21 protein-coding genes are annotated in these 20,794 nt (G+C 36.0%); 6 read left to right on the forward strand and 15 right to left on the reverse strand.

Annotated features, from left to right (window positions below; all coding sequences use genetic code 11):
• Positions 1-106: 106 nt before the first annotated feature.
• Positions 107-1,624 (reverse strand): flotillin family protein, encoded by a 1,518-nt coding sequence (locus MKX39_RS16970; RefSeq protein ID WP_093537490.1) that lies wholly within the window; start codon positions 1,622-1,624, stop codon positions 107-109.
• Positions 1,625-1,643: 19 nt separating this feature from the next.
• On the reverse strand, positions 1,644-2,162 hold the full coding sequence (locus MKX39_RS16975) for an NfeD family protein (RefSeq protein ID WP_093537489.1): 519 nt from the start codon (positions 2,160-2,162) through the stop codon (positions 1,644-1,646).
• Positions 2,163-2,450: 288 nt separating this feature from the next.
• On the opposite strand from MKX39_RS16975, the gene MKX39_RS16980 reads away from it, so the two are divergent.
• The gene (locus MKX39_RS16980; protein WP_093537488.1) at positions 2,451-3,071 is read left to right on the forward strand and encodes a DUF47 domain-containing protein; all 621 of its coding nucleotides are present in this window, start codon (positions 2,451-2,453) and stop codon (positions 3,069-3,071) included.
• A 12-nt stretch (positions 3,072-3,083) separates the two neighbouring features.
• A complete protein-coding gene (locus tag MKX39_RS16985; RefSeq protein WP_340763784.1) occupies positions 3,084-4,082 on the forward strand; it encodes an inorganic phosphate transporter in 999 nt (332 codons plus the stop codon).
• A 71-nt stretch (positions 4,083-4,153) separates the two neighbouring features.
• On the opposite strand, the gene MKX39_RS16990 is transcribed toward MKX39_RS16985, so the two are convergent.
• A complete protein-coding gene (locus MKX39_RS16990) occupies positions 4,154-4,786 on the reverse strand; it encodes a pentapeptide repeat-containing protein (protein WP_093537486.1) in 633 nt (210 codons plus the stop codon).
• A gap of 105 nt (positions 4,787-4,891) precedes the next feature.
• On the opposite strand from MKX39_RS16990, the gene MKX39_RS16995 reads away from it, so the two are divergent.
• The gene (locus MKX39_RS16995) at positions 4,892-7,021 is read left to right on the forward strand and encodes an MMPL family transporter (protein WP_340770638.1); all 2,130 of its coding nucleotides are present in this window, start codon (positions 4,892-4,894) and stop codon (positions 7,019-7,021) included.
• 161 nt (positions 7,022-7,182) lie between these two features.
• Here MKX39_RS16995 and MKX39_RS17000 read toward each other — a convergent pair whose 3' ends face one another.
• The 8 genes from MKX39_RS17000 to MKX39_RS17035 all read right to left on the reverse strand — a co-directional run bounded on the left by MKX39_RS17000 (position 7,183) and on the right by MKX39_RS17035 (position 14,523).
• The gene (locus tag MKX39_RS17000) at positions 7,183-8,736 is read right to left on the reverse strand and encodes a histidine kinase N-terminal 7TM domain-containing diguanylate cyclase (protein WP_340770641.1); all 1,554 of its coding nucleotides are present in this window, start codon (positions 8,734-8,736) and stop codon (positions 7,183-7,185) included.
• A 173-nt stretch (positions 8,737-8,909) separates the two neighbouring features.
• Positions 8,910-9,515 carry an alpha/beta hydrolase gene (locus MKX39_RS17005; protein ID WP_340770644.1) on the reverse strand — a complete coding sequence of 202 codons (606 nt, stop codon included), beginning with the start codon at positions 9,513-9,515 and terminating at the stop codon, positions 8,910-8,912.
• 57 nt (positions 9,516-9,572) lie between these two features.
• Positions 9,573-10,613 (reverse strand): beta-carotene 15,15'-monooxygenase, encoded by a 1,041-nt coding sequence (locus tag MKX39_RS17010; RefSeq protein ID WP_340770647.1) that lies wholly within the window; start codon positions 10,611-10,613, stop codon positions 9,573-9,575.
• A 132-nt stretch (positions 10,614-10,745) separates the two neighbouring features.
• Positions 10,746-11,918: an MFS transporter gene (locus tag MKX39_RS17015; RefSeq protein WP_093537481.1), complete on the reverse strand. Its 1,173-nt coding sequence runs from the start codon at positions 11,916-11,918 to the stop codon at positions 10,746-10,748.
• Between the two features lie 119 nt (positions 11,919-12,037).
• On the reverse strand, positions 12,038-12,415 hold the full coding sequence (locus MKX39_RS17020; protein ID WP_093537480.1) for a YobA family protein: 378 nt from the start codon (positions 12,413-12,415) through the stop codon (positions 12,038-12,040).
• 13 nt (positions 12,416-12,428) lie between these two features.
• Positions 12,429-12,902 carry a hypothetical protein gene (locus tag MKX39_RS17025; RefSeq protein WP_093537479.1) on the reverse strand — a complete coding sequence of 158 codons (474 nt, stop codon included), beginning with the start codon at positions 12,900-12,902 and terminating at the stop codon, positions 12,429-12,431.
• Positions 12,903-13,056: 154 nt separating this feature from the next.
• On the reverse strand, positions 13,057-13,995 hold the full coding sequence (locus MKX39_RS17030; RefSeq protein WP_093537478.1) for a dipeptidase: 939 nt from the start codon (positions 13,993-13,995) through the stop codon (positions 13,057-13,059).
• Between the two features lie 27 nt (positions 13,996-14,022).
• Entirely contained in the window at positions 14,023-14,523 is a 501-nt protein-coding gene (locus MKX39_RS17035) for a DinB family protein (protein ID WP_340770650.1), read from the reverse strand.
• Between the two features lie 141 nt (positions 14,524-14,664).
• Between MKX39_RS17035 and MKX39_RS17040 the strand changes: the two genes are divergently transcribed.
• Complete coding sequence (locus MKX39_RS17040) at positions 14,665-15,039, forward strand: nucleotide excision repair endonuclease (RefSeq protein WP_093537476.1); 375 nt, start codon at positions 14,665-14,667, stop codon at positions 15,037-15,039.
• A gap of 173 nt (positions 15,040-15,212) precedes the next feature.
• Here the strand turns inward: MKX39_RS17040 and MKX39_RS17045 are convergent, their stop codons facing one another.
• The 3 genes from MKX39_RS17045 to MKX39_RS17055 form a co-directional block, all read right to left on the reverse strand.
• Positions 15,213-16,205, reverse strand: a complete 993-nt coding sequence (locus MKX39_RS17045; RefSeq protein WP_340763801.1) for an NAD(P)/FAD-dependent oxidoreductase — start codon at positions 16,203-16,205, stop codon at positions 15,213-15,215.
• Between the two features lie 61 nt (positions 16,206-16,266).
• Complete coding sequence (locus tag MKX39_RS17050) at positions 16,267-16,656, reverse strand: thiol-disulfide oxidoreductase DCC family protein (RefSeq protein ID WP_340770653.1); 390 nt, start codon at positions 16,654-16,656, stop codon at positions 16,267-16,269.
• A 161-nt stretch (positions 16,657-16,817) separates the two neighbouring features.
• A complete protein-coding gene (locus MKX39_RS17055; protein ID WP_340763804.1) occupies positions 16,818-17,303 on the reverse strand; it encodes a TraR/DksA C4-type zinc finger protein in 486 nt (161 codons plus the stop codon).
• 261 nt (positions 17,304-17,564) lie between these two features.
• Between MKX39_RS17055 and MKX39_RS17060 the strand changes: the two genes are divergently transcribed.
• Positions 17,565-18,191 carry a YfbR-like 5'-deoxynucleotidase gene (locus MKX39_RS17060; RefSeq protein ID WP_093537472.1) on the forward strand — a complete coding sequence of 209 codons (627 nt, stop codon included), beginning with the start codon at positions 17,565-17,567 and terminating at the stop codon, positions 18,189-18,191.
• 87 nt (positions 18,192-18,278) lie between these two features.
• Positions 18,279-18,923, forward strand: a complete 645-nt coding sequence (locus tag MKX39_RS17065) for a GntR family transcriptional regulator (RefSeq protein ID WP_340770655.1) — start codon at positions 18,279-18,281, stop codon at positions 18,921-18,923.
• A 251-nt stretch (positions 18,924-19,174) separates the two neighbouring features.
• Here the strand turns inward: MKX39_RS17065 and brnQ are convergent, their stop codons facing one another.
• Complete coding sequence (brnQ, locus tag MKX39_RS17070; RefSeq protein WP_340770657.1) at positions 19,175-20,530, reverse strand: branched-chain amino acid transport system II carrier protein; 1,356 nt, start codon at positions 20,528-20,530, stop codon at positions 19,175-19,177.
• Positions 20,531-20,794 lie beyond the last annotated feature (264 nt).

Consider the following 20,794-nt stretch of genomic DNA (forward strand, 5'->3'; position numbering starts at 1 on the left):
GACAACATTCTGCTTTATCTGCTTTTATTATACAATTCAATTAACTTAAAAGAAATACAATAAAAAGAACCTATGAACATTTTCATAGGTTTTTTTCATTAAAACGTTATGGAGTTTCATTTACATTTATTATTTCTTCCGTTAAACGGTCAATACTTGGACGTATATTCCCTTTACCTGCATAGCTTTCAAGCATTTCTTTTACATCAATTCCAGAAGATGCTTTTAGAGTTTCTTGAAGAGTAGACATCAAGTTAGTTGCATAAGAGGTGACTTTGTTAGCTCCTCCACCTTCTCCGCTACCAGTGTCCACAACCGTAATTTTATCAATATTAGCAAGAGGACTTGCAATTTGTTTAGCGTACTCAGGAAGCATATGAACAATCATATCGAGAACAGCTGCTTGACCGTACATTTCAAAAGCTTCTGCTATCTTACGTTTAGCTTCTGCTTCGGCAAGACCTTTCAATCGAATAACATCTGCCTCTGATTCACCCTGTGCCCGCTGAGAATCTGCTTTTGCTTGACCATCTAAGCGTACCTTCTCCGCATCAGCCTTTGCTTTAGCTTCTATTCTATACTTCTCCGCATCAGCCTCTGCCATTTCACGAGACTTAGAAGCTTCTGCATTTTGTTCAATAGCATAGCGGTCTGCATCGGCTTTTTTCTTCACCTCAGAATCATATTGCTTCTCTCTTCTTAGAATCTCTTTTTCTTCTAGTTCTATTTGTTTTTGACGCTCAATAATTTGAATTTGCATTTCTTGCTCAATAACATCCTGCTTAGAACGCGCCGTTTCTAATTCATATGCTTGGTCTGCACGGGCTTTGGCAATATCCGATTCGCGACGATATTCCGCAACCTTTAACTGATTATCTTTTTCAGATTCCGCAATTTCCGTAGCTCTTTCTATTTCAGATCTTTGCGCATCTTTGGAAGCCTCTGCCCGTTTGATACGAGTTTCTTTTTCAGCTTCTGCAGTAGCAATGTCTGCATCACGCTTAACTTGCGCAATTCTTGGTTTCCCTAAGGAATCCAAGTATCCGTTTTTGTCACGTACATCTTTGATAGTAAATGATACAATGACCAATCCCATTTTCGCTAAATCTTGAGAAGCTACCCTTTGCACTTCCTGTGAGAACTTATCTCGATTTTTATAAATTTCTTCTACAGTCATGGAACCTAATATAGAACGAAGATGACCTTCTAATACTTCCTTGGCTTCGTTTTCACGATCTTCTTTCGACTTACCTAAAAACTGTTCGGCTGCAGTGGCAATTTCCGAAATAGAACCACCAATTTTAATAATTGCCGTTCCATCTGCCATTACTGGAACACCTTGTTCCGTATATACTTCAGGTGTAGTAACTTCTAATTTACTAGATAGTAGACTAAGTGGTTTTGCTTGTTGAAACACCGGGAAGATAAATGCACCACCACCACGAATAATCTTAATGCGGTTGCCAGATTCATCTGTGTGTACATTTCCAGAACCTAAATAACTTCCCGTTACAATTAGTGCCTCATCAGGACCAACTGTACGATACTTAGTAACAAAAACTGCTAAAATGGCAATAATCACAAAAACTACTATTCCAATAACAATAAACATTTCCATTTGCATTTCTAATTCCCCCTATTATTTATACTAGTGGTACATATTCTTTTACTAAAAAGGTACCTTTGTCTACATCAATAATTAACACCTTTTTGTCATAATCTATTTCCTCATTGTCATAACCTGTCGCTCTTTTAGAAATGATCCCATTGACTGTTTCAATTACTATTTCACCAAACCCGTCTATTGGTATCGGGACAATAACTCTTCCAACCTGTCCTTGAAGTGACTCATCCGTATATGCTGTCGATACTTCTGCAGAAGCGAGCGGAACTAGTATGAAAAAGTAAAGTAAAAATGTTAATACACTAGAAATAATAAGAGCTACTACAATGACAATTTTTTCGTCCCATTCTGTTAGCTTCAATAAGATAAAACCGGATGCACAAATAAATAATAGGAAGGAAAGAACCGTTGTTGGATTTAATATTCCATTGTCCATTCCATCAATTGCATCTGCAAATAACACATACAAAATTGTAATTAGTCCAATACCAATTAAGCCATATAAAAAGAATTGTTCTATTTCAATCACCTCTTCCATTATATAAATCTCTTTGTACTATATACGGAACTAAAATCAGAAGGTTTCATATATTCTACTTTTTGTGAGAACTTAATATTGCGTAAAATTTTTCGGTTATTCTTTAAATTCTGTTAAAAACCCTTCATTTTCAACAAAAAATACGTATATTAGTTCTAATTTGTCGAACTAATGTTACAGGATTGTAAATTTGTATAATCTAGAGTAAAAAATGTGTTGATTTAGTAATTTTTTTGTTATGCTATTTGAGGAAAAAGTAAATATATTAATTAAGTCCAGGAGGCTTTTATGATTAGTTCAAAAAAACCCGATCCATTTTTCGTGTCTCTATTAAAAATTGCCGAAAACGTACGTGATAGTGCTCACTATGCAGATGACTTCCGCATTAATACGGTTGCAGATTTAAAAGAAATCAGCGTACATTTAAAAAATTACGAAACTGCTGGAGACACATTAATACACGAATTGATCGTTATGTTAAATAAATCCTTTATGACTCCAATTGAGCGTGAAGATATTCTTGAACTTGCGATACGTATGGATGACATTTTAGATGGTATTGATAATTTTACCGCTCATTTAGAAATGTTTTCATTAATCGAAATTGATGAATCTATGCGTACATTTTTAGGGTATATCGTGAAAAGTACAGATGAAATTGTGAAAGCAATGGAGCTTCTAGCGAGTAAAAAACTTTTGAAGATGCATGAGCATTCCATCCTTATCAAAGATTACGAGAGAAAATGTGATGATGTACTTCGTTCATCGATTAAACAGTTATTCTTAAATGAAAAAGATCCAATTCGCATTATTCAATTTAAAGATATATATGAACAATTAGAAGAAATCGCTGATTATTGCCAAAACGTTGCAAATACGTTGGAAACAATTATCATGCGAAACGCGTAGGAGTAAACCTTTATGGAAACAGTATTTATATTAACCATTCTAGTAGTAGTCTTTGCTCTTGCATTCGATTTCATCAATGGGTTTCATGATACTGCAAACGCCATTGCCACATCCGTTTCCACAAGAGCATTGAAACCTAGAGTGGCAGTATTAATGGCAGCTGCTATGAACTTTGTAGGTGCTTTAACCTTTACGGGAGTTGCTAAAACAATAACAAAAGATATTGTAGATCCTTTTGCTCTGCAAAATGGCTCGCTAATCATTTTAGCTGCATTACTCTCTGCAATTATTTGGAACCTAGTTACTTGGTATTACGGAATTCCTTCCAGTTCGTCACATACGTTGATCGGCTCTATTGCCGGTGCTGCAGTGGCATCTTCTGGTTTTGCAATATTAAACTGGGAAGGTTTCATAAAAATCATTCAAGCATTACTTATCTCACCATTTCTAGCCCTTGCTGTTGGATTCTTAATGATGTCATTATTTAAAGTAATATTTAAAAACGGGAGTTTATATGGGACAAACAAGAAGTTCCGTATATTCCAAATTGGGACTGCTGCCCTTCAATCCTTTACGCATGGTACAAATGATGCGCAAAAAGCAATGGGGATTATTACGATGGCTTTAATCGCTGCAGAATGGCAAACAAATGACGATATTCAATTATGGGTTCGAGTTGCTGCAGCTACTGCAATGGGACTTGGTACTTCTATTGGTGGTTATAAAATCATTAAAACTGTTGGTGGTAAAATCATGAAAATACGTCCTATTAACGGAGCGGCAGCTGACTTGTCTTCTGCAATGATTATTTTCGGAGCTACCACTATTCATTTACCAGTTTCCACTACACATGTTATATCCTCTGCTATTATGGGAGTTGGATCTGCTCAACGTGTGAAAGGTGTAAAATGGGGAGTTGCGAAAAAAATTGTTTTAACATGGATTATCACTTTACCAATTTCCGCTGTAATGGCAGGCATTATTTTCCTAGCATTAAATTTATTCTTTTAATATAAAAAATGATCCTTTGTCTTTTTGGACAAGGGATCATTTTTTGTTCATTAGAACTCTCCTAAAACAACTTATTCTTTAATTTGTAAACCTAATGATTTAGCAAAGCCGATTGCTTGTTCTGTGGAGACAGTACAACCTTGCATTTTATCCAATGATACGGTTAGTTGTTCGTATGTATTCGAGCTTAAGTCTACACCGTTTAGAGCTGTGCCATTGAAATTTGCTTCATTTAATTCACAGCCTTCAAAATTTACTTTATCAAACGTCGTCTCTATAAAATCTGCACGATTGAATGACGTTTTAGTGAAGGAGACTTTTTTCAATTTGGAAAAACTCAAACTCACATAGTTGGCAACCGTATCTACTACTTTTACATCCGTCATCCTGCTTTGTGATATGTTAGCTCCCACTAACTTCGAACTAAGAATTTCTACACGATGGAATACAGCATTCCCAAAATCCACATTGGATAAGTCACACTTTTCAATAATACAATCAATAAACTCTACTTGTTGAAATCGAACACCTTCCATAGAGATATCCCGAAAATGTATTTGATCGAAAACGATTTTATCTTCTTGCTCCTCGTCTAACTCTAGCTTAGTGACCAATCCATCTGATACATAATAATCTTCCAACAGTGCTTGTCGCACATCTAGCTCTTGTAATGATTTTGATATTTTTGGTACTGCTATCTTCAATGAAATCCCTCCTGTGGAATTGCTCTTCATATTCTACCATTATATTAGTATTTTAGTCTTTGTTTGCTTTACAATGTAACTAGGTTTTAATGGAGGAGGAATTACATGAAAGGCTTGTCTAAAATAGTGACTCGTCACTATAAGGTAATACTAGGTATTTGGTTATTATTATTTGCCGCTTTAGCTGTATTAGCTATTCGTTTGCCTGGACTATTAGAAGGTGATGGATTTAGTACCGATGGGGAACACGCAGAGGTAATGGAAGAATTAACGAAAACATTTGATTTTCCTGCTGAGTCCCTTTTCGTGGTTTTTGACCAAACATCCGATGATACCATCAAAGAAACGTTACAGGAGATAGAAAAACTTGAGATTGCAGAATCTATTCAATCTCCTTTAGAGGATGACTCTTTATATAAAGATCACGTAGCCTATGCCATGCTTCACTTCGACTCAGATGCCGATATGACAGGTGCAGTCGATGACATCAGAGAAACTATTGACGGGGAGAAAGGCGTTACGTTAACTGGTGGTGCTGCTATTAACAAAGATATTAATAGTGCTAGTCAGAAAGACTTAGCGAGTGCAGAGGCAATTGGATTACCAATAGCAATTATTGTATTACTTCTTGCGTTTGGTAGTGTCGTTGCAGCATTTATCCCACTTGCTATAGGAATTGTCACAGTGGTATCCGCTTTCGGTGTGATGACCTTATTTAGTGAGACGATGGATTTATCCATTTTTGTTATGAACATTATTCCAATGCTCGGATTGGCATTAAGTATTGATTTTGCTCTACTACTTATCAATCGCTACAAAGAGGAACTTGCCAAGAATTCCACAATCGACGCTGTACAAACCGCTATCCAAACTGCTGGTAGATCCATCATCTTCTCAGCAATTTGTGTATTTATTGGTTTGGGAGCTATGCTCGTTATGCAAGTAGAGATATTCCAAAACATTGCACTTGGTGGAATGCTTGTCGTAACGATTGCAGTACTTTCGTCTATTACTTTGCTTCCTTCTATATTAATGCTATTAAAAGAACGTATAAACAAATGGACAATTATTCGTGTTAAACCAGGTGCTACAACTAAATGGCGTAACTTCGCTTCATTTGTCATGAAGCGTCCCGTGACATTAATACTTGTCGCACTAATTTTGTTAGGTATCGGAATAATTCCTGTGAAGAATATGGAATTGACAATTCCACAGGTCGATTCACTTCCAAAAACTTATGATTCTAGACAAGCATATGAACTAATGGACCAAGAGTTTGGTCTAGGTGATCAATCGACTGTCTATATGATTGCTGAGAGAACAGATGGCTGGGATAGTAATGCTGGCTTAGAAGACATTAAAAAAATTGAAGAGAGACTACTTGAAGATAATAATGTCACGACGGTTGACACTATCTTCACAGCAAGTGAGATCCCAACTGTAGAGCAGTGGGAACAGAGTCTAATGGTTCCAGAGGTGGAAGCACAGCTCACACCATTACTTGATACTTTTGTTCAAGACAACAAATTACTAGTACCAGTAACCTTAAACTTAAATGGATCTTCCAATGAAGCACAAGATTGGGCACGAGAGTGGTCTGAAAAAGATTTAGGTGTCGACTTTAAGCTAGGGGGCCAACCTAAATTCAACCAAGAAATTTTCGATGAGATATTTGATAAAGTTGGATGGTTATTAGCGATTATTTTAGGCTCTACTTTTATCATCTTGATGATTGCATTCCGTTCCATTTTAATACCATTGAAAGCAATCATTATGAATATTATTGGTCTTGCATCGACTTTTGGAATTCTCGTCTATATATTCCAGTACGGTCACTTTGGAATCGAGGAAACTACAATTGCATTAATTATTCCTGTTATTGTATTTAGTCTCGTATTTGGTTTAAGTATGGACTATGAAGTTTTCTTAATCTCCCGCATTCAGGAAGAATACATGAAGCATCAAAATAATACTTTGGCAACCGTTGACGGTTTGACCTCAACAAGTAAGATTATTACATCCGCTGCCTTAATCATGATTGTTATTACAGGGGCTTTTGCATTTACTGAGGTAATGCCTGTTAAACAAATTGGTGTCGGCATCGCAATTGCCGTAGCGATTGATGCTTCCATCATCAGGCTATTACTTGTACCAAGTCTTATGAAACTATTTGGCAAATGGAATTGGTGGCTACCTTTTAGAAAAGGACCTTATAAAGCCAAAAAGCTTCATTAATAGTTGCAGTTCACTTATGTCGAGCACCGTAAAAAAACGGTGCTTGTTTTTTTAAAAAGGTTCTATTAAAGAAAAAAGGTTATACCCATCTAAAAAAGCCTAGTTCATTATGAACTAGGCTTTTGCTGATGTACACTTAACCTTTTGAAGAGTTATGTATACTAAAATTCTACCAAATGTTCGTTTGCCTCATAAATCTCCACTCGGTTTCTACCTTTATGTTTGGCAGCGTATAATGCTTGGTCAGCTTCTCTTATTAGTTGTGGGATGGAGTAGCTATCGTTCCATACTTCTAGCATAACATTAGATATACCAAAACTTGAAGTCACGACAATTTCCTCCCCATTCACAATGGTAGAATTCTCTGCAATTGCTTGTCTAATAATATTCGCTCTATTCGTCGCTTCCATTAAAGAGGTTTCCGGCATACAAATAACGAACTCTTCTCCGCCATATCGTCCTATACAGTCTTTCACTAACAAGTATTCCTTTACTACGCTTGTAACACGAGTCAACACCCTATCCCCTGCCTCGTGACCAAACGTATCATTTATCCTCTTAAAATAGTCAATGTCAAACATGACAACGGAAATACTTCCGCCACTCCTCATTAACTTATCAAAAATCATTTCTGATTTTCTCATAAAAAATGTGCGATTAAATATCTGTGTTAATCCATCCATACTTGCTAATTGTTTTAGTTTTTCTTCCATTTGCACCTTTTCCGTAACATTTACAAACGTAATAATTTTACCTACCTGTAATCCACTTTTGTTTATCACCTCTGAGAAATTTACACGGAAGTGTGTAGCTCGACCTTCTAAGGTGCTAGTATAGTCACACTCCAATTCTTCATCTAAATTTGACCAAAGTATAGGATTTTTACTAAGAACTTCTGCAATTGGTTTACCAATATGATGTGCCATTATATTCGGAATGACATTGAGTATAGCTTTATTAAAATCGACGACCACCCTGTTTTGATTTAATACTATTATGCCCTCTGTTAAACTCTCAAATACACTTTCTCTAGCAATAGGTGCCACATTGAACATTTTCAATGATAAAAGAGCCACACCGTGAAACAGAAAAGTAATACTCAAAGATATTGGTCCAACATCAATTCCATTACTTGAACCATTTAGATAAAAGTAATTCGCTATTATCGGAGTAAGTAATCCTGCCACCATCAATGCAGTTTGCATACGAAACAAAAACAAAGACTTACGGTATTCCTTTAGCAATACCAGGATGGATATTGTTAAGCATAATAATAGGGAAATAGCATGAACATAAAACCAGGGCCCCCATTCTAACTCTAAAACAGGGAATGGGCCATTATTATTAATCCTCATCGATTTATAATAAAGATGATGTAGGTCATTTGTTTGCATCATAAATACCGTAGTGATCGGAATAATGAAAAGTGTATATATCCAGGTTTTAATTTTGTATCCAACATACTCCAAACACATGAACAGGACAAGTACTGGTATAAAAGGCATTGCAAGATACTCGATCCCAAGCCAAAATTTCATCTCCGTTAAGGAGGTACTTGCCAATTCAAAAGCATAAGCAAATGTGAAAATCGATGATAAGAGTGTAACTTTAATATAAGATTGTACACCTGGAGCATCCTTAGCTTTTACTCGTAGAAAAAAGCTAAGAAACAAACTTATTGTACCCGCCAATATGACGATCAGAATGTGTGACAAGAATATTTCTCCGTTTCCATTTTATTCATTTAATAACATTTATTATATATAAATTATAAACACCTGACTAGAGATGATTACGGGTAACAGTCATCTTTTATTATTAATATATCTTCCCTTTTAACCATAAAAAAAGGCCAAACAGAACAATACTTTCTGCATGGCTTTATTTATTAGAATTTCGACTGGTACCAGCGTTTCGCCGCTTGCACTTCATCTTGTGTTAATTGATGACCATAGGCATGCCAGTATAATTCTACCTCTGCTCCTACTCCTTGCAATAAGTCCCGTAGATCCTCTGACTCTGTGGCTGGACACATATGATCATTCTTACCAGCACCGATGAATACTGGTGTTTCTTGCATTTCTGGGATTTCTACACCTCGTCTAGGAACCATTGGATGATGAAGAATAGCACCTTTTAATACATTTTCAAATTCAAATAAAAGATTTGCTGCAATATTAGCGCCATTCGAATAACCAATCGCTACTATATTATCTCGATCTATTTCATATTTTACAGCTGCATCATCGATGAAACGTTTTAACTCTTCCGTTCTAAGCTGAAGATCCTCTAGATCAAAGACCCCCTCTGCTAAGCGTTTAAAAAATCGGGGCATGCCATTCTCCAATACATTTCCACGGACACTTAAAATACTCGCAGCTGCATCTATTTCTTTACCTAAACCTACTAAATCATGCTCATTTCCACCTGTCCCGTGTAAAAGTAAAAGTGTCGGTCTAGAGGAATCTTCCCCTTTATAAAATATATGGTTCATATTATAACTCCCTCTCAATTATCTTGAATTTGAGATAATTATAACGGATGCTTATTTCTAGGTCAAACTATTAGGATCGTCTCTATTCGAGAGGATTAATTTTAGTTGCTCTGGTTCATCAATCCTAATAGCAAATTCCGAAATGCTTTTCTTCATACCCATGAACATAGTTGTCTCAATAGGATTGCTCAGGTGAATAATGGCATCTGGCTCAACAGTCTCAAAATCTTTATAAACAAACTGTACTGTATGCTTATTTGGAACTTTTGCTCCCCACTCAACTTCATGTATCAGATTAAGCGGGACAATAATTCTAGTGCTAAGCCCTTTAGAGATATATAGATTCCCATTTTTCACTTCCAACGGGTGTAATTTCATAATTTGAATTTCTGCCATAAAAAAAAGTACTGAGTATATATTTAAAGTTAATAATATTATTGAAAGAACGATAGATTTATCATGTAACCACCAATGGAGCCCTATTGTCTCGATTACAATTCCATGGATTAACATCAAGTGGAAGGCTACTGCACTGTTTTTTTTATGCATTGTTACAACACCTTCGTGTTGAGGGGCTTTCTTCTTCCACGTAAAAAACGCATAATATAGCATTAAAAGCTCCGTCATGAGAACCCGAATTAATATATTTTTAGTCACTACTTTTTCAACTGCAGGAAGTAAACTGTACAATGCTTTCTCATTCATTTGTTTCATCTGCAATCGAATCTTGGGTATTTTCCAAATGACTAAAAAGATTAAGGCTATTTCTGCGACTATTAAGAGTATCTCAATTGTGATACCAGCATATAGTATTCCAGTAAACGGAGTGAACAATTCGTTAGGTATGAGTAATCTTGCTATAACTAATCCTGCTACCATTATTCCAATAGTTTGCTTGATAGATAATTTAAAAGCTACAAACATTAAAAGTGGCACGATAATGGCTAAATCAATTAGTGATCCTACTACAGCTCCAGTATTTAGTTGTATAGAGAAAAAGTCTAGAACTGTGGACTGATAAATAAGAAAATTGCTGGAAAGAACTAGGAAAAGTAAAGCAACGGCCATGTTTGCGTATTTGTTTTTACGATAAACCATAAAATCCCCTCCCTTATATATCCTTTCTTAAATTATATATTTCTTTTCACCTGGAAATCTATAGCAATATTCTAAATAATGGCACACTTTAATGACAAAAAAGCTGCTCCCTCATTTTAGGAGCAGCTTCTCTTAAGCTATTTTCTTTGGACCCTTCCAAATAATAGAACCAATCGTTGTAATTACTAGTACAATAAGTCCTAACACGAATGGATAAATAATATTTACATCATATAATGCCCCAGCAAGCAATGGTCCCAGAACATTCCCTATACTCATATACGCATTGTTCATACCCATCGCAAATCCTTGCTCATTTCCAGCTAATTTAGAGATTAAGGTTGTCAGCACAGGACGCAGAATCGAAGTGGACAAGAAAATAATCATCGTAATGACAAAGAAAAATGCATAGCTAGAAATTAGAATAGACAGAAGGAAGCCAAATGCTGCTACGCCTAGAAAAATTCTTAACACATTTGCTTCACCGAAACGTCTAACAACTTTATCCACCACGAATACTTGAATTATTACACTTACTATTCCAGTGGCTGTGATCATCCACGCAATATCCTGTGGTGAGGCAGCAAACTGATCATCAACAAACAGTCCTAGCACCGATTCATAAGCAAGTAGTCCAAAGCTCATCACTAATGTAATAACAAGTGGGATGAAGTAAGGCTTTTTAAATGATTGAGCAATCTCTTTTACCATAGTTTCAGATTTACCATCTGGTGTTACTACATCCGCTGGTTTACTTTCTTTCAGTACTAAGGTAGAAAAGATTACCGCAACAACTCCAACTAGCGCAGAAATTAAAAGCGGCATTTTTAAGCCGAATTCCGCTAAAAACCCACCAATCCCAGGTCCCACTACTATACCTAAGGACATGGCCGCAGATATTAAACTATTTCCTTTAGCACGTTGTTCCATAGTGGTGATATCCGCTACATATGCAAAAATAGCAGGCACCAATAACGCAGCTCCAACTCCACCAATTGCACGCGAAACATATAAAACTCCGATAGAATCCGAGAAATAAAACACAAACATCGACAATGCTAGTCCGCTTAAACCTGCTATAATCATAATTCTTCTTCCGTACTTATCAGCCCATTTACCTGCAATCGGAGACATAATAAGTTGCGCTCCAGCAAATATAGAAATCATTAGACCAGCTGCTATCCCACCTTGATCGATAGATTTTAAATAGGCTGGCAAAATAGGAATAACAATTCCAAAACTTGCAATAGCTATAAACATATTAATCATTAATATAAATAATTTCTTTCGTTGTTCTTTCGTCATCCTATCCCTCTTTCTTCCATCATACTAATACATAAGGAATAGATTAACATGATTTATTCTCATAAACAACAAAGCTACCTTACACCAAGAAAAACTGGTGGAAGATAGCCTTGTTTTATTTACTCATTTAACTTTTCAATCGTTCTTGCAGTCCCTTTAGCAGGATATGATTCGTTGAGAGTAGTATATCCAACCCTCACTTCATCATGTAACTTTAGTCGACTACGCTGATCCATCGCCAAAGAAAACCATATAGCATCTTTACCAGCTTCTAATGCCTCTTCTACCGACATAATTTTTGCATCGTCAACTGATAAACCACTAATTACTAAAACAGAAGTATCTTGCATATCGATAATAATTCCCTCTGTAAAACTTGTCGGTTGTTGAGGTTGATTTGGATTATCTTCAAAAAATTGCATGATAAAATAAAAGCTAGCACCAATCGCTGTTAATAGAATGGCTATTAATATTCCTACCGTATATTTCCCTCTCATAGTAGGAACCTCCTTATCTTTTGCTGTCTAGGCGGAAGCCTTCTGCTAATAGATAAGTTTTTGCTTCGCTGTATGAACCAAAGCTTTCTTCTAAGTTATATCCATGATAGATATTCCATAGTGTATCTTCTTGTAATAATGTTAGTGTAGAATCTTCTTTGTTTTTCCACACTTCTTCTATTTCTTCATCTTGCAGCTCTTCTTCCTCTGTTGAAAGATAAGCAATCGAATCTTTAATAATTGCTCTAAGTTCATCAGCAGAAGCTTCACGAATATTCAACAATCCTTTGTCATCAGCTTCTTCATATTGAGGAAGATCTCCTACATAAACAAAGCCATTTCCATTCGGATGGAGATGATAAACAACTGTTGTTTTTTCATATAAGCTCTTTTCGTAATGATAATTTACTCGTTTCATCGATACTTCTTTACGAACTAGCTCCGAAAATTCTTGGATAATTAATTCTTTTTCTTCAAATGTTAACATGCGATTCCTCTTTCTATACGTTTTTTCATTTACCTAGTATAGCACACTCTTTACCCTCTTCGCGTCCACCATTCTGCTAAAATAACGAAACAAATAACAACTCCAATCACTACTGCAAAAAACCAATCGGGTAAACTCCCCAAACTTATACCTCCTAACTAATGCCCATCACAAATCGTTCGAAATTCTGTGATGTGATTCCTACGACTTCCTCTGTTGTATAGGTTTCCAATAACTTCATAACTAAATTTTGTGTTTTGGATGCATCCTCTAATCCTAAAATAACTTCACTGATCCCGTCAAAATCAGAACCTAATCCTATCAAATGCTTACCACCTAGTGAAACAATATGTTCAATATGTTTTACTAAGTCCTCTAACCCTACTACTGACTTTTCTGCACCATTTATAAAAGGTGGGTAATACACCACATGGATTGGACTATTTCTGGCAATAAGTGCATTTATCTGTTTGTCGTTTAAATTTCTGGCTGAATCACATAGAGTCCTGCTATTAGAATGACTTGCCATCAACCATTTTGCTTTAGGAAGAACATCCCAAAAAGATTGTTCGCTCAAATGGGAGACATCCACAATTACTTTTTGCTCGTTCAACAAAGACAGGACCTCTTCTCCAAATGGTGTTAATCCTGTACCCGATTCTTCGAAAGAACCATCTGCTACTTTGTTTGCTCCGTTCCAAGTAAGACCTACTAACTTCACTCCATGGGACAAGAGTAGTTTTAGCTTATAGAGGTCCCCACCTATCATATCTAATCCTTCTAGAGATAACACGGCCCCAATCTGTCCATCCTTTAATGTTTTAAGTTGTTCCCACTCATATATTGGAATGATGTTGTCATGCTTTCCTACAATTTCCGTGTGGAAAAATTCAATTTGACGAATTGCCTCCAGGAATAGTTGTTCCTTAGGAAAGCCTTCAGAGACAAATACAGCAAAAACTTGAAGAGCTATTTCCCCAGCTTCTAAATTTTTTTTACTAGCTTGTAGTTTGGGGGAGTCAACAAATGACATAGGACCCTCTGCTTTCGCTAATTTATACAGCACATCACAATGTAAATCATAAACTTTCATTTCATCCTCCTAAATCTCGAACTTCTATCATTCCGGTGCTTCTTCACCAAATGCTAACCATTCGTCTTTCGATGGTCCGTACATTCCCGGCACCGTTAATCCCGCTTGTCGCATTAATATCGTCATCTGCCCACGGTGATGAATTTGGTGTTGGATCAAAGTTTGCAATACGGTCGCAATGGTCCATTGCTCCCCGTACATATCTTTTTCTACTAACAGGCTATCATCCGTCCATTGTTCCTTCATCGGCTTTACGATAGAATCTCTAGACTTTCTGTAGGCATCCGACATTTCCTTCACCGTGGAAGGTTGAGGAGTTTCATGTGGAGTTGCCGAAAACTGTAATCCTGTTCTGCCGATCATTTCATCGATACTTGTAACGAGATGCCATGCAATTTTCCCAAGTGTCCGACCGTCTTCATTTACTCTTTGTTGTAACGACTCATCTGTCAGTGCTCCCAAAATTTTCAGGGTAGAATCACTTTCATGCTGCCAATCCATTACAAAGTCTTCTAGATTTCTAATCATGACCATTCCTCCAAATTATATGATGTAATTTATTTCGTCATTAGTTTAAAATTATCCTGCTGTAGGAAAAATACCTTTCGAATAGATATTGCAGTGCAGTTCTGATATACTTAAGGATAGACAATAAGAGGACGTGAGCGAATGATTAAAATTGAATTACCAAAACCAACTGTAACAATCACACAACGTGAACAAGTACTAAAAGAGGGAGAACTAGAAATTCCAGCAATTCATGGATTTATCGACTTTCATCAAATCCCTCGTGATAAAGGTGGCATTTTCTTTTTCTACAATAAGAATAATGAACTTTTATTCGTAGGTAAGGCTCGTAAAATTAGACAGCGTATTAAAAAACATTTCGAAGATAATGTCTCGCCAATGATTAAACATCGTGATGAAGTGTACAAAATTAGTGTTTGTATCGTAGAAGAGGCAATGGATCGCGAAATTTACGAAACATATGCAATCAATACTCAAAAAGCGAAATACAATATCGATAAAGCGTTTTTTAAATAAGATGAAATCCCATGTTCTTCTATTGAAGAGAACATGGGATTTTTTTATTTGTCTAGCTCCAGCACCTAGCCCCTCGAGTCGCTTTAGGGCCCACAGGATGTGGGTCAGTCAGTCGTTGCGACACGATGTCGCGAACCTAGACTGACTTCCAATACATAGGCGTTTGCGCTTTTCTACTTTACTTCTTCAAAGATACTTGTGCTGTGCTTCGGCTGAACGCGTGCTTTTGGATCAATGAAAGCTTTAATATGGCTGATAGCAATTGGAACCTCACCAAATCCTACAGCAATCAGCTTTACTTTCCCATCATGTGTGGATACATCGCCAGCTGCGTATATACCTTCTACACTAGTTTCCATTTTTCCATTGACTACTACTGAATTTTTTTCCATCTCTAAACCCCATTCTTTTAAGGGGCCGAGGGATGCAACATTTCCGTAATTCACTAGAACATGGTCTACGGAGATTGTTTCCTCGATTTTGTCTTTGCCAACAATCACGACTTCATTAACCTTTTCCCCATCACCTATTACTTCTTTTATGCCATAAGGTGTTTTTATCTTGACCGTAGAGTTTTGGAGTTGTTGAATGGTCATCTCGTGAGCAGTAAATTGCTCTTTACGATGACAAATAGTTACACTCGAAGCAACCTCTTCCAACATTAATGACCAGTCGAGTGCAGAATCTCCTCCACCCAATACAAGAACATCAGAATCTCTAAATTCCTCCAAGCTTCTCACTTTATAATGAAGGTTTTTGCCTTCATAATCAGCAGCACCTGGAACATTTAACTTACGTGGTTGGAAAGAGCCAATTCCTGAAGTTAATAAAATCGTCTTAGAATAATGCACATTCTTATCCGTAGTTAGCGCAAAATAATCCGGTAATTTTTCTAGTGCTATTGCTGTTTCCTCTAAGCAAATCGTTGGATTACTATAGGCCGCCTGCTCTTCTAAATTAGCCACTAAATCTTTTGCTAAAATTTTCGGAAGACCACCAATATCATATATATATTTATCAGGATAGAGCTCCATCAATTGTCCACCTAGTTGTGGGAGACTATCAATAATCTTTACTTTTAAGTCACGTAACCCACCATAGAAGGAAGCAAACAGACCTGTGGGACCTCCACCAATAATCGTTACATCGTATAATTCGCCATCCATGTCATTTCACCTCATACCTATTTATATATATTATTTGTTGCATACCATAAAGCATTAATTACTATAAAAAACGCTTTCTTATCTCGGGAGGTGGAATCATACAGCTATCTTTTTTCCCAAACCACGCATAACGATTTTTGGCTATAAATTTATATGCTACATCACGAAGAGGTTTAGGAGTTGCCTTTAGCATATATAAATAGCTCCAAAGTCCATTTAAATGTTTGCTAATATGAAGTGCAGCATCTGAAGAATAATACACCTTATGTTGGTCAATAACTAATATACTATCCATACTATTAGGTACTTTATATTGATGTTTAAGCGTTTCCCCAATATCACTTTGCTGAGCTGCAAATTGAAAATAGCCCTTCGGATCTCGTTTAATAATAAACTGGACACTCGCATCACAAAAATTGCATTCTCCATCAAACAAAACGATAGCTGCCATAGGATTCCCTCCTTTCCCCTAGTGTACTATAATGACCTCTGAAAAGCGCTTAATCGGTTTCTAAATTACACATATTAAGTAAAGTTTCACGCTATACCTTTTCCTCTCTAGACAAAAAAAGATGCCCTAAAGTCCAGAAGGAACTAATAGGACACCTCTATTCATTGCTTGTCTTGTGGCGTATCAGAAGAACCAACTTCTTCTAGTACCTCAAAGCTGTTAGAATAATCACGAAGTCTATCGTCTTCATCTTCTACCGGTTGATCCGTAGTGGAATTTAAGAGTGATTCTTCTACTGGTCGAATATCTTCATTGACCTGTTGATGAGCATGCTCTACACATGTCAGAGCTGTAGGAACAGCTTCTAAACGAGCAAGTGGGATTTCTTCACCACACTCTGTACATTTCCCGTAAGTACCTTCCTCGATAGCTGCCAAGGCCTTTTCAATATCTACCATTTCTTCATCGAAGTGTCTATTTAATGCCAGTCGAGTATGCTGATCAGTTAAATCTGTCGCATTATCCGCTGGATGGTTATCATAATTGGATAACTCAGTAGTCTCGAATTCTTCTTCATTTTGCTTTTGATGTTCTAATTCTTTAAAACGTTTTTCCAATGTATTTTTTAATTTATCGTATTTTGTCATTTAAATTCCTCCTTGGGTTATTTAAGGATTACCCAAAAATCAGTGAAATAAAACAACTTACCTGTTTCTATTTAATCCGAAAACAACATTTAACAACTATTAAATTTTCGGTTGGACGTTTAGAAAACAGCTTTTCGTCTATATATTCAAATAGTTGGATTCAGATCTAATGCTAAGTGATTTTTCCCCTTCAATTCAGAGTGTTTTAGTATGGTATTTTTTGTTTTTCCAGTATGATTAATATTAAGGGAGTGATTGTTAATGGGTATACATAAATTTTTTATGAGCATGAATGATTTAGAAAGAATTATACGATGTCCTGGACGTTTTAAATTTGAAGAGCATAATGTAGCTGCGCATTCATGGAAAGTTTCACAATACGCTATGTTTTTTGCGACACTAGAAGAAAATAATGGTGCAACGATTAATTGGAAATCCCTTTATGAAAAGACGATTAATCACGATTTTGCTGAAATTTTCATCGGAGATATTAAAACACCTGTGAAGCACGCATCTCCCGAACTTAAACAAATGTTATCGCATGTAGAAGAAAAAATGATGGAGAAGTTCATAATGGATGAGATTCCAAAAGAATTTCAACCCATATTTTTTGACCGCATGAAAGAAGGAAAAGACGAAACTATTGAGGGTCGTTTACTTGAATTAGCAGACAAATTAGATCAAGTATATGAAGCTTTTGCTGAATTACAACGAGGAAACACGGATATTGAATTTGTGAATATGTACGAAACTGCCTTAAGAAAAATTCTCCATATCCCGTTAGAAACTAGTATCAGTTATTTTAAAGAGGTAATTATGCAGGACATTATGAAGGAAAAGTCAGTCATTGATGTAAAATCTATTACTGTACAATTACTTGTAGAATAATTTTTTCCATTTTTATACGATATATTGTATAATTTGTTGTATACTATTTTGGAACTATTAAGACAATTGAAGGGGGGGAATCTTTTCATGCCTATTCCTGTTAATCACACTAAACCTGTTCGTACAACTGCTAAGTTACACGCTTTTAACCAGTTACAACAATGGATTATCGACGGAACATTACAACCAGATGAAAAGCTTAATGATATTGAACTTGCACAAGCTTTGGGAGTTAGTAGAACGCCTATTCGAGAATCCTTACAACTTTTAGAGTCTCAAGGTTTTGTTACCATGCAACCAGGAAGAGCAACTCAAGTCACACCCGTTGAAAAAGAAGATATAAATAATCTATTGCCTCCATTGGCAGTATTACAAGCACTTGCGGCGGAGCTTGCAACTCCCCATATGGATGAAGAAGTTCTCAGTCTACTAGAAGAAAAAAATAGACAATTTTCCGATGCTCTCCAAGAGAAAGAATTTACTACTGCTCTAAGAGTAGATGAAGAGTTTCATCAGCTCATTGTTGATACAGCTAATAATCCATACATACATTCCATGGTAGAAATGCTTCAAGCACATGTTCGCAGATTATTTTATTATGAAAAAATTGTTTTGCGAGAATACTCCGTTATCCAACATGAAAAACTAATTTCTGCATTCCGCGACAAAAATACGCAGGAACTCGCAGAAGTGATGCGCGCAAATTGGATTTATACTATTGAAGAATTTTAAAAAGAGATAGGTAAACTTATAGATTACGGGTGAACCAATAAGACACCCGACTTCTTTTTGTCCAAATCTATTCCTAACGTTTGCAAAAGGCTTAGAACAAAGGAGTTTCTATTTAATTACGGTGAATTTTTAGGGCTAATGGTTATTTGTGAATTGTCACAAATAACCACAGCCTTTTTTTCGGTTGGAAACAGAAAAAGTGACCAGAAGAGTTGTTGTTCACAACTTTTTTGATCACCTTTTTATCATGCTTAGACTGATTTTACTTCCGTTTTTTCAAACCTTGCGATGATACCTGTCACTAGCGTTACTATTACAAATGGTATTAACCATCCTAAACCAACACTATAAAACGGTAATACGTTCTCGTAAAAATCTACGATTGGTTGTAGCCATCCATAATACTCAATGTCTAATGAGCCGCAAAGAGCTTTGAAGCCATCTACAATACTTATTAAGAACGTGACGAACATTACACTAACATATACAATTCTCGCATGATTAAATAGTGGCGATAGGAACGTTAAGAAAATAAGCACTATTGCTAATGGATACAATAACATTAATACAGGAATAGAATACGTAATAATATTAGATAATCCAAAGTTTGCAATAATACATGTAAATATACTAAAGAAAATAACAAATGCTTTATAACTAATCTTAGGCATTAATGTGTGGAAGTATTCACCACATGCAGTAGTTAACCCGATACTTGTAGTTAAACAAGCTAAGAAAATGATTACGGATAAAAGTATAGCACCAAATGAACCAAAGTAATGCTCTGACGCAGCGCTTAATACTGGCCCTCCATTAGCAAATAGACCATATTCGTTCACACTAGTAGCCCCTAAGTAGGCGATGCCAGCATAGATTAAACCTAAAAACAAAATAGCAATCCCACCTGATTTGGCAGTGGCAACTAAAATCCCCTTAGTTGATGTTACGCCCATAGATCGAATTGCTTGAATAACGATAATACCAAATACCAACGAGGCTAATGCATCCATCGTATTATAACCTTCCGTAAACCCGGTCATAAATGCATTTGATACGTAATTCCCTTGTGGCGCTTCGAAGCTACCCATTGGCTTAATAATTACAAATATCAATAAGAAGAACAATCCTATTATTATTCCTGGAGAAAGATATTTCCCAACATTGTCCACAATTTTAGTTGGATTCAATGACAGTAGTAACGTAAGTCCGAAGAAAAGAATTGTAAATATCAATAAACCAATTTGTGCATTATCTTGACTCATAAATGGTAAAATTCCAATTTCAAATGAAACAGCACCTGTTCGTGGTAGAGCAAAGAATGGTCCTATTGTTAAGTAAAGTATTGAAGTGAAGATAACCGCAAAGACAGGATGGACTCTACTAGAAAGCTCTTGCAAGTTTTTACTTCCCGAAAATCCCATTGCTAAAGTTCCTAAAAATGGCAACCCAATTCCTGTTAGTAAAAACCCAGTGATTGCTATCCAAACTTGTGTCCCGGCATTTTGTCCTAAACTTGCTGGAAAAATTAAATTCCCTGCTCCAAAAAATAATGCAAACAGCATAACTCCAATCACTAAATGATTAGAAAATGACAATTTGTTTTTCATTTTGTTGTTCCCCCTGTGATAAGAAATAATCATTTCTTTTGTTTTCTGGATGTTTTGTTATGAATGCTATACAAATGATTTGTTCTAATCACGTAAGTATGCAATATATCAATGTTGATAATACTATGGAAATTGGTAGAATGCAATATATTACTCAAAATTAATTGAACATTTATTTTATTTAAACAAATTAATTTATTTTGGTAATCATATTTTCAGTGAGGATTTTTGACTATAGATTCCTTGTATATCAACGAATCGCTA

This window comes from Psychrobacillus sp. FSL K6-1464, from assembly GCF_038003145.1.
Lineage (GTDB): Bacteria > Bacillota > Bacilli > Bacillales_A > Planococcaceae > Psychrobacillus > Psychrobacillus psychrotolerans.

Bases quoted from the DNA above. Each gene is read 5' to 3' on its own strand.
- MKX39_RS16975 (WP_093537489.1), bottom strand. From the start codon at position 2,162: ATGGAAGAGGTGATTGAAATAGAACAATTCTTTTTATATGGCTTAATT.
- MKX39_RS17010 (WP_340770647.1), bottom strand. From the start codon at position 10,613: ATGGTTTATCGTAAAAACAAATACGCAAACATGGCCGTTGCTTTACTT.
- MKX39_RS16980 (WP_093537488.1), top strand. From the start codon at position 2,451: ATGATTAGTTCAAAAAAACCCGATCCATTTTTCGTGTCTCTATTAAAA.
- MKX39_RS17005 (WP_340770644.1), bottom strand. From the start codon at position 9,515: ATGAACCATATATTTTATAAAGGGGAAGATTCCTCTAGACCGACACTT.
- MKX39_RS17030 (WP_093537478.1), bottom strand. From the start codon at position 13,995: ATGAAAGTTTATGATTTACATTGTGATGTGCTGTATAAATTAGCGAAA.
- MKX39_RS17055 (WP_340763804.1), bottom strand. From the start codon at position 17,303: ATGACAAAATACGATAAATTAAAAAATACATTGGAAAAACGTTTTAAA.
- MKX39_RS17050 (WP_340770653.1), bottom strand. From the start codon at position 16,656: ATGGCAGCTATCGTTTTGTTTGATGGAGAATGCAATTTTTGTGATGCG.
- MKX39_RS16995 (WP_340770638.1), top strand. From the start codon at position 4,892: ATGAAAGGCTTGTCTAAAATAGTGACTCGTCACTATAAGGTAATACTA.
- MKX39_RS17045 (WP_340763801.1), bottom strand. From the start codon at position 16,205: ATGGATGGCGAATTATACGATGTAACGATTATTGGTGGAGGTCCCACA.
- MKX39_RS16985 (WP_340763784.1), top strand. From the start codon at position 3,084: ATGGAAACAGTATTTATATTAACCATTCTAGTAGTAGTCTTTGCTCTT.
- MKX39_RS17060 (WP_093537472.1), top strand. From the start codon at position 17,565: ATGGGTATACATAAATTTTTTATGAGCATGAATGATTTAGAAAGAATT.
- MKX39_RS16970 (WP_093537490.1), bottom strand. From the start codon at position 1,624: ATGCAAATGGAAATGTTTATTGTTATTGGAATAGTAGTTTTTGTGATT.
- MKX39_RS17035 (WP_340770650.1), bottom strand. From the start codon at position 14,523: ATGATTAGAAATCTAGAAGACTTTGTAATGGATTGGCAGCATGAAAGT.
- brnQ (WP_340770657.1), bottom strand. From the start codon at position 20,530: ATGAAAAACAAATTGTCATTTTCTAATCATTTAGTGATTGGAGTTATG.
- MKX39_RS17040 (WP_093537476.1), top strand. From the start codon at position 14,665: ATGATTAAAATTGAATTACCAAAACCAACTGTAACAATCACACAACGT.
- MKX39_RS17065 (WP_340770655.1), top strand. From the start codon at position 18,279: ATGCCTATTCCTGTTAATCACACTAAACCTGTTCGTACAACTGCTAAG.
- MKX39_RS17015 (WP_093537481.1), bottom strand. From the start codon at position 11,918: ATGACGAAAGAACAACGAAAGAAATTATTTATATTAATGATTAATATG.
- MKX39_RS17025 (WP_093537479.1), bottom strand. From the start codon at position 12,902: ATGTTAACATTTGAAGAAAAAGAATTAATTATCCAAGAATTTTCGGAG.
- MKX39_RS17020 (WP_093537480.1), bottom strand. From the start codon at position 12,415: ATGAGAGGGAAATATACGGTAGGAATATTAATAGCCATTCTATTAACA.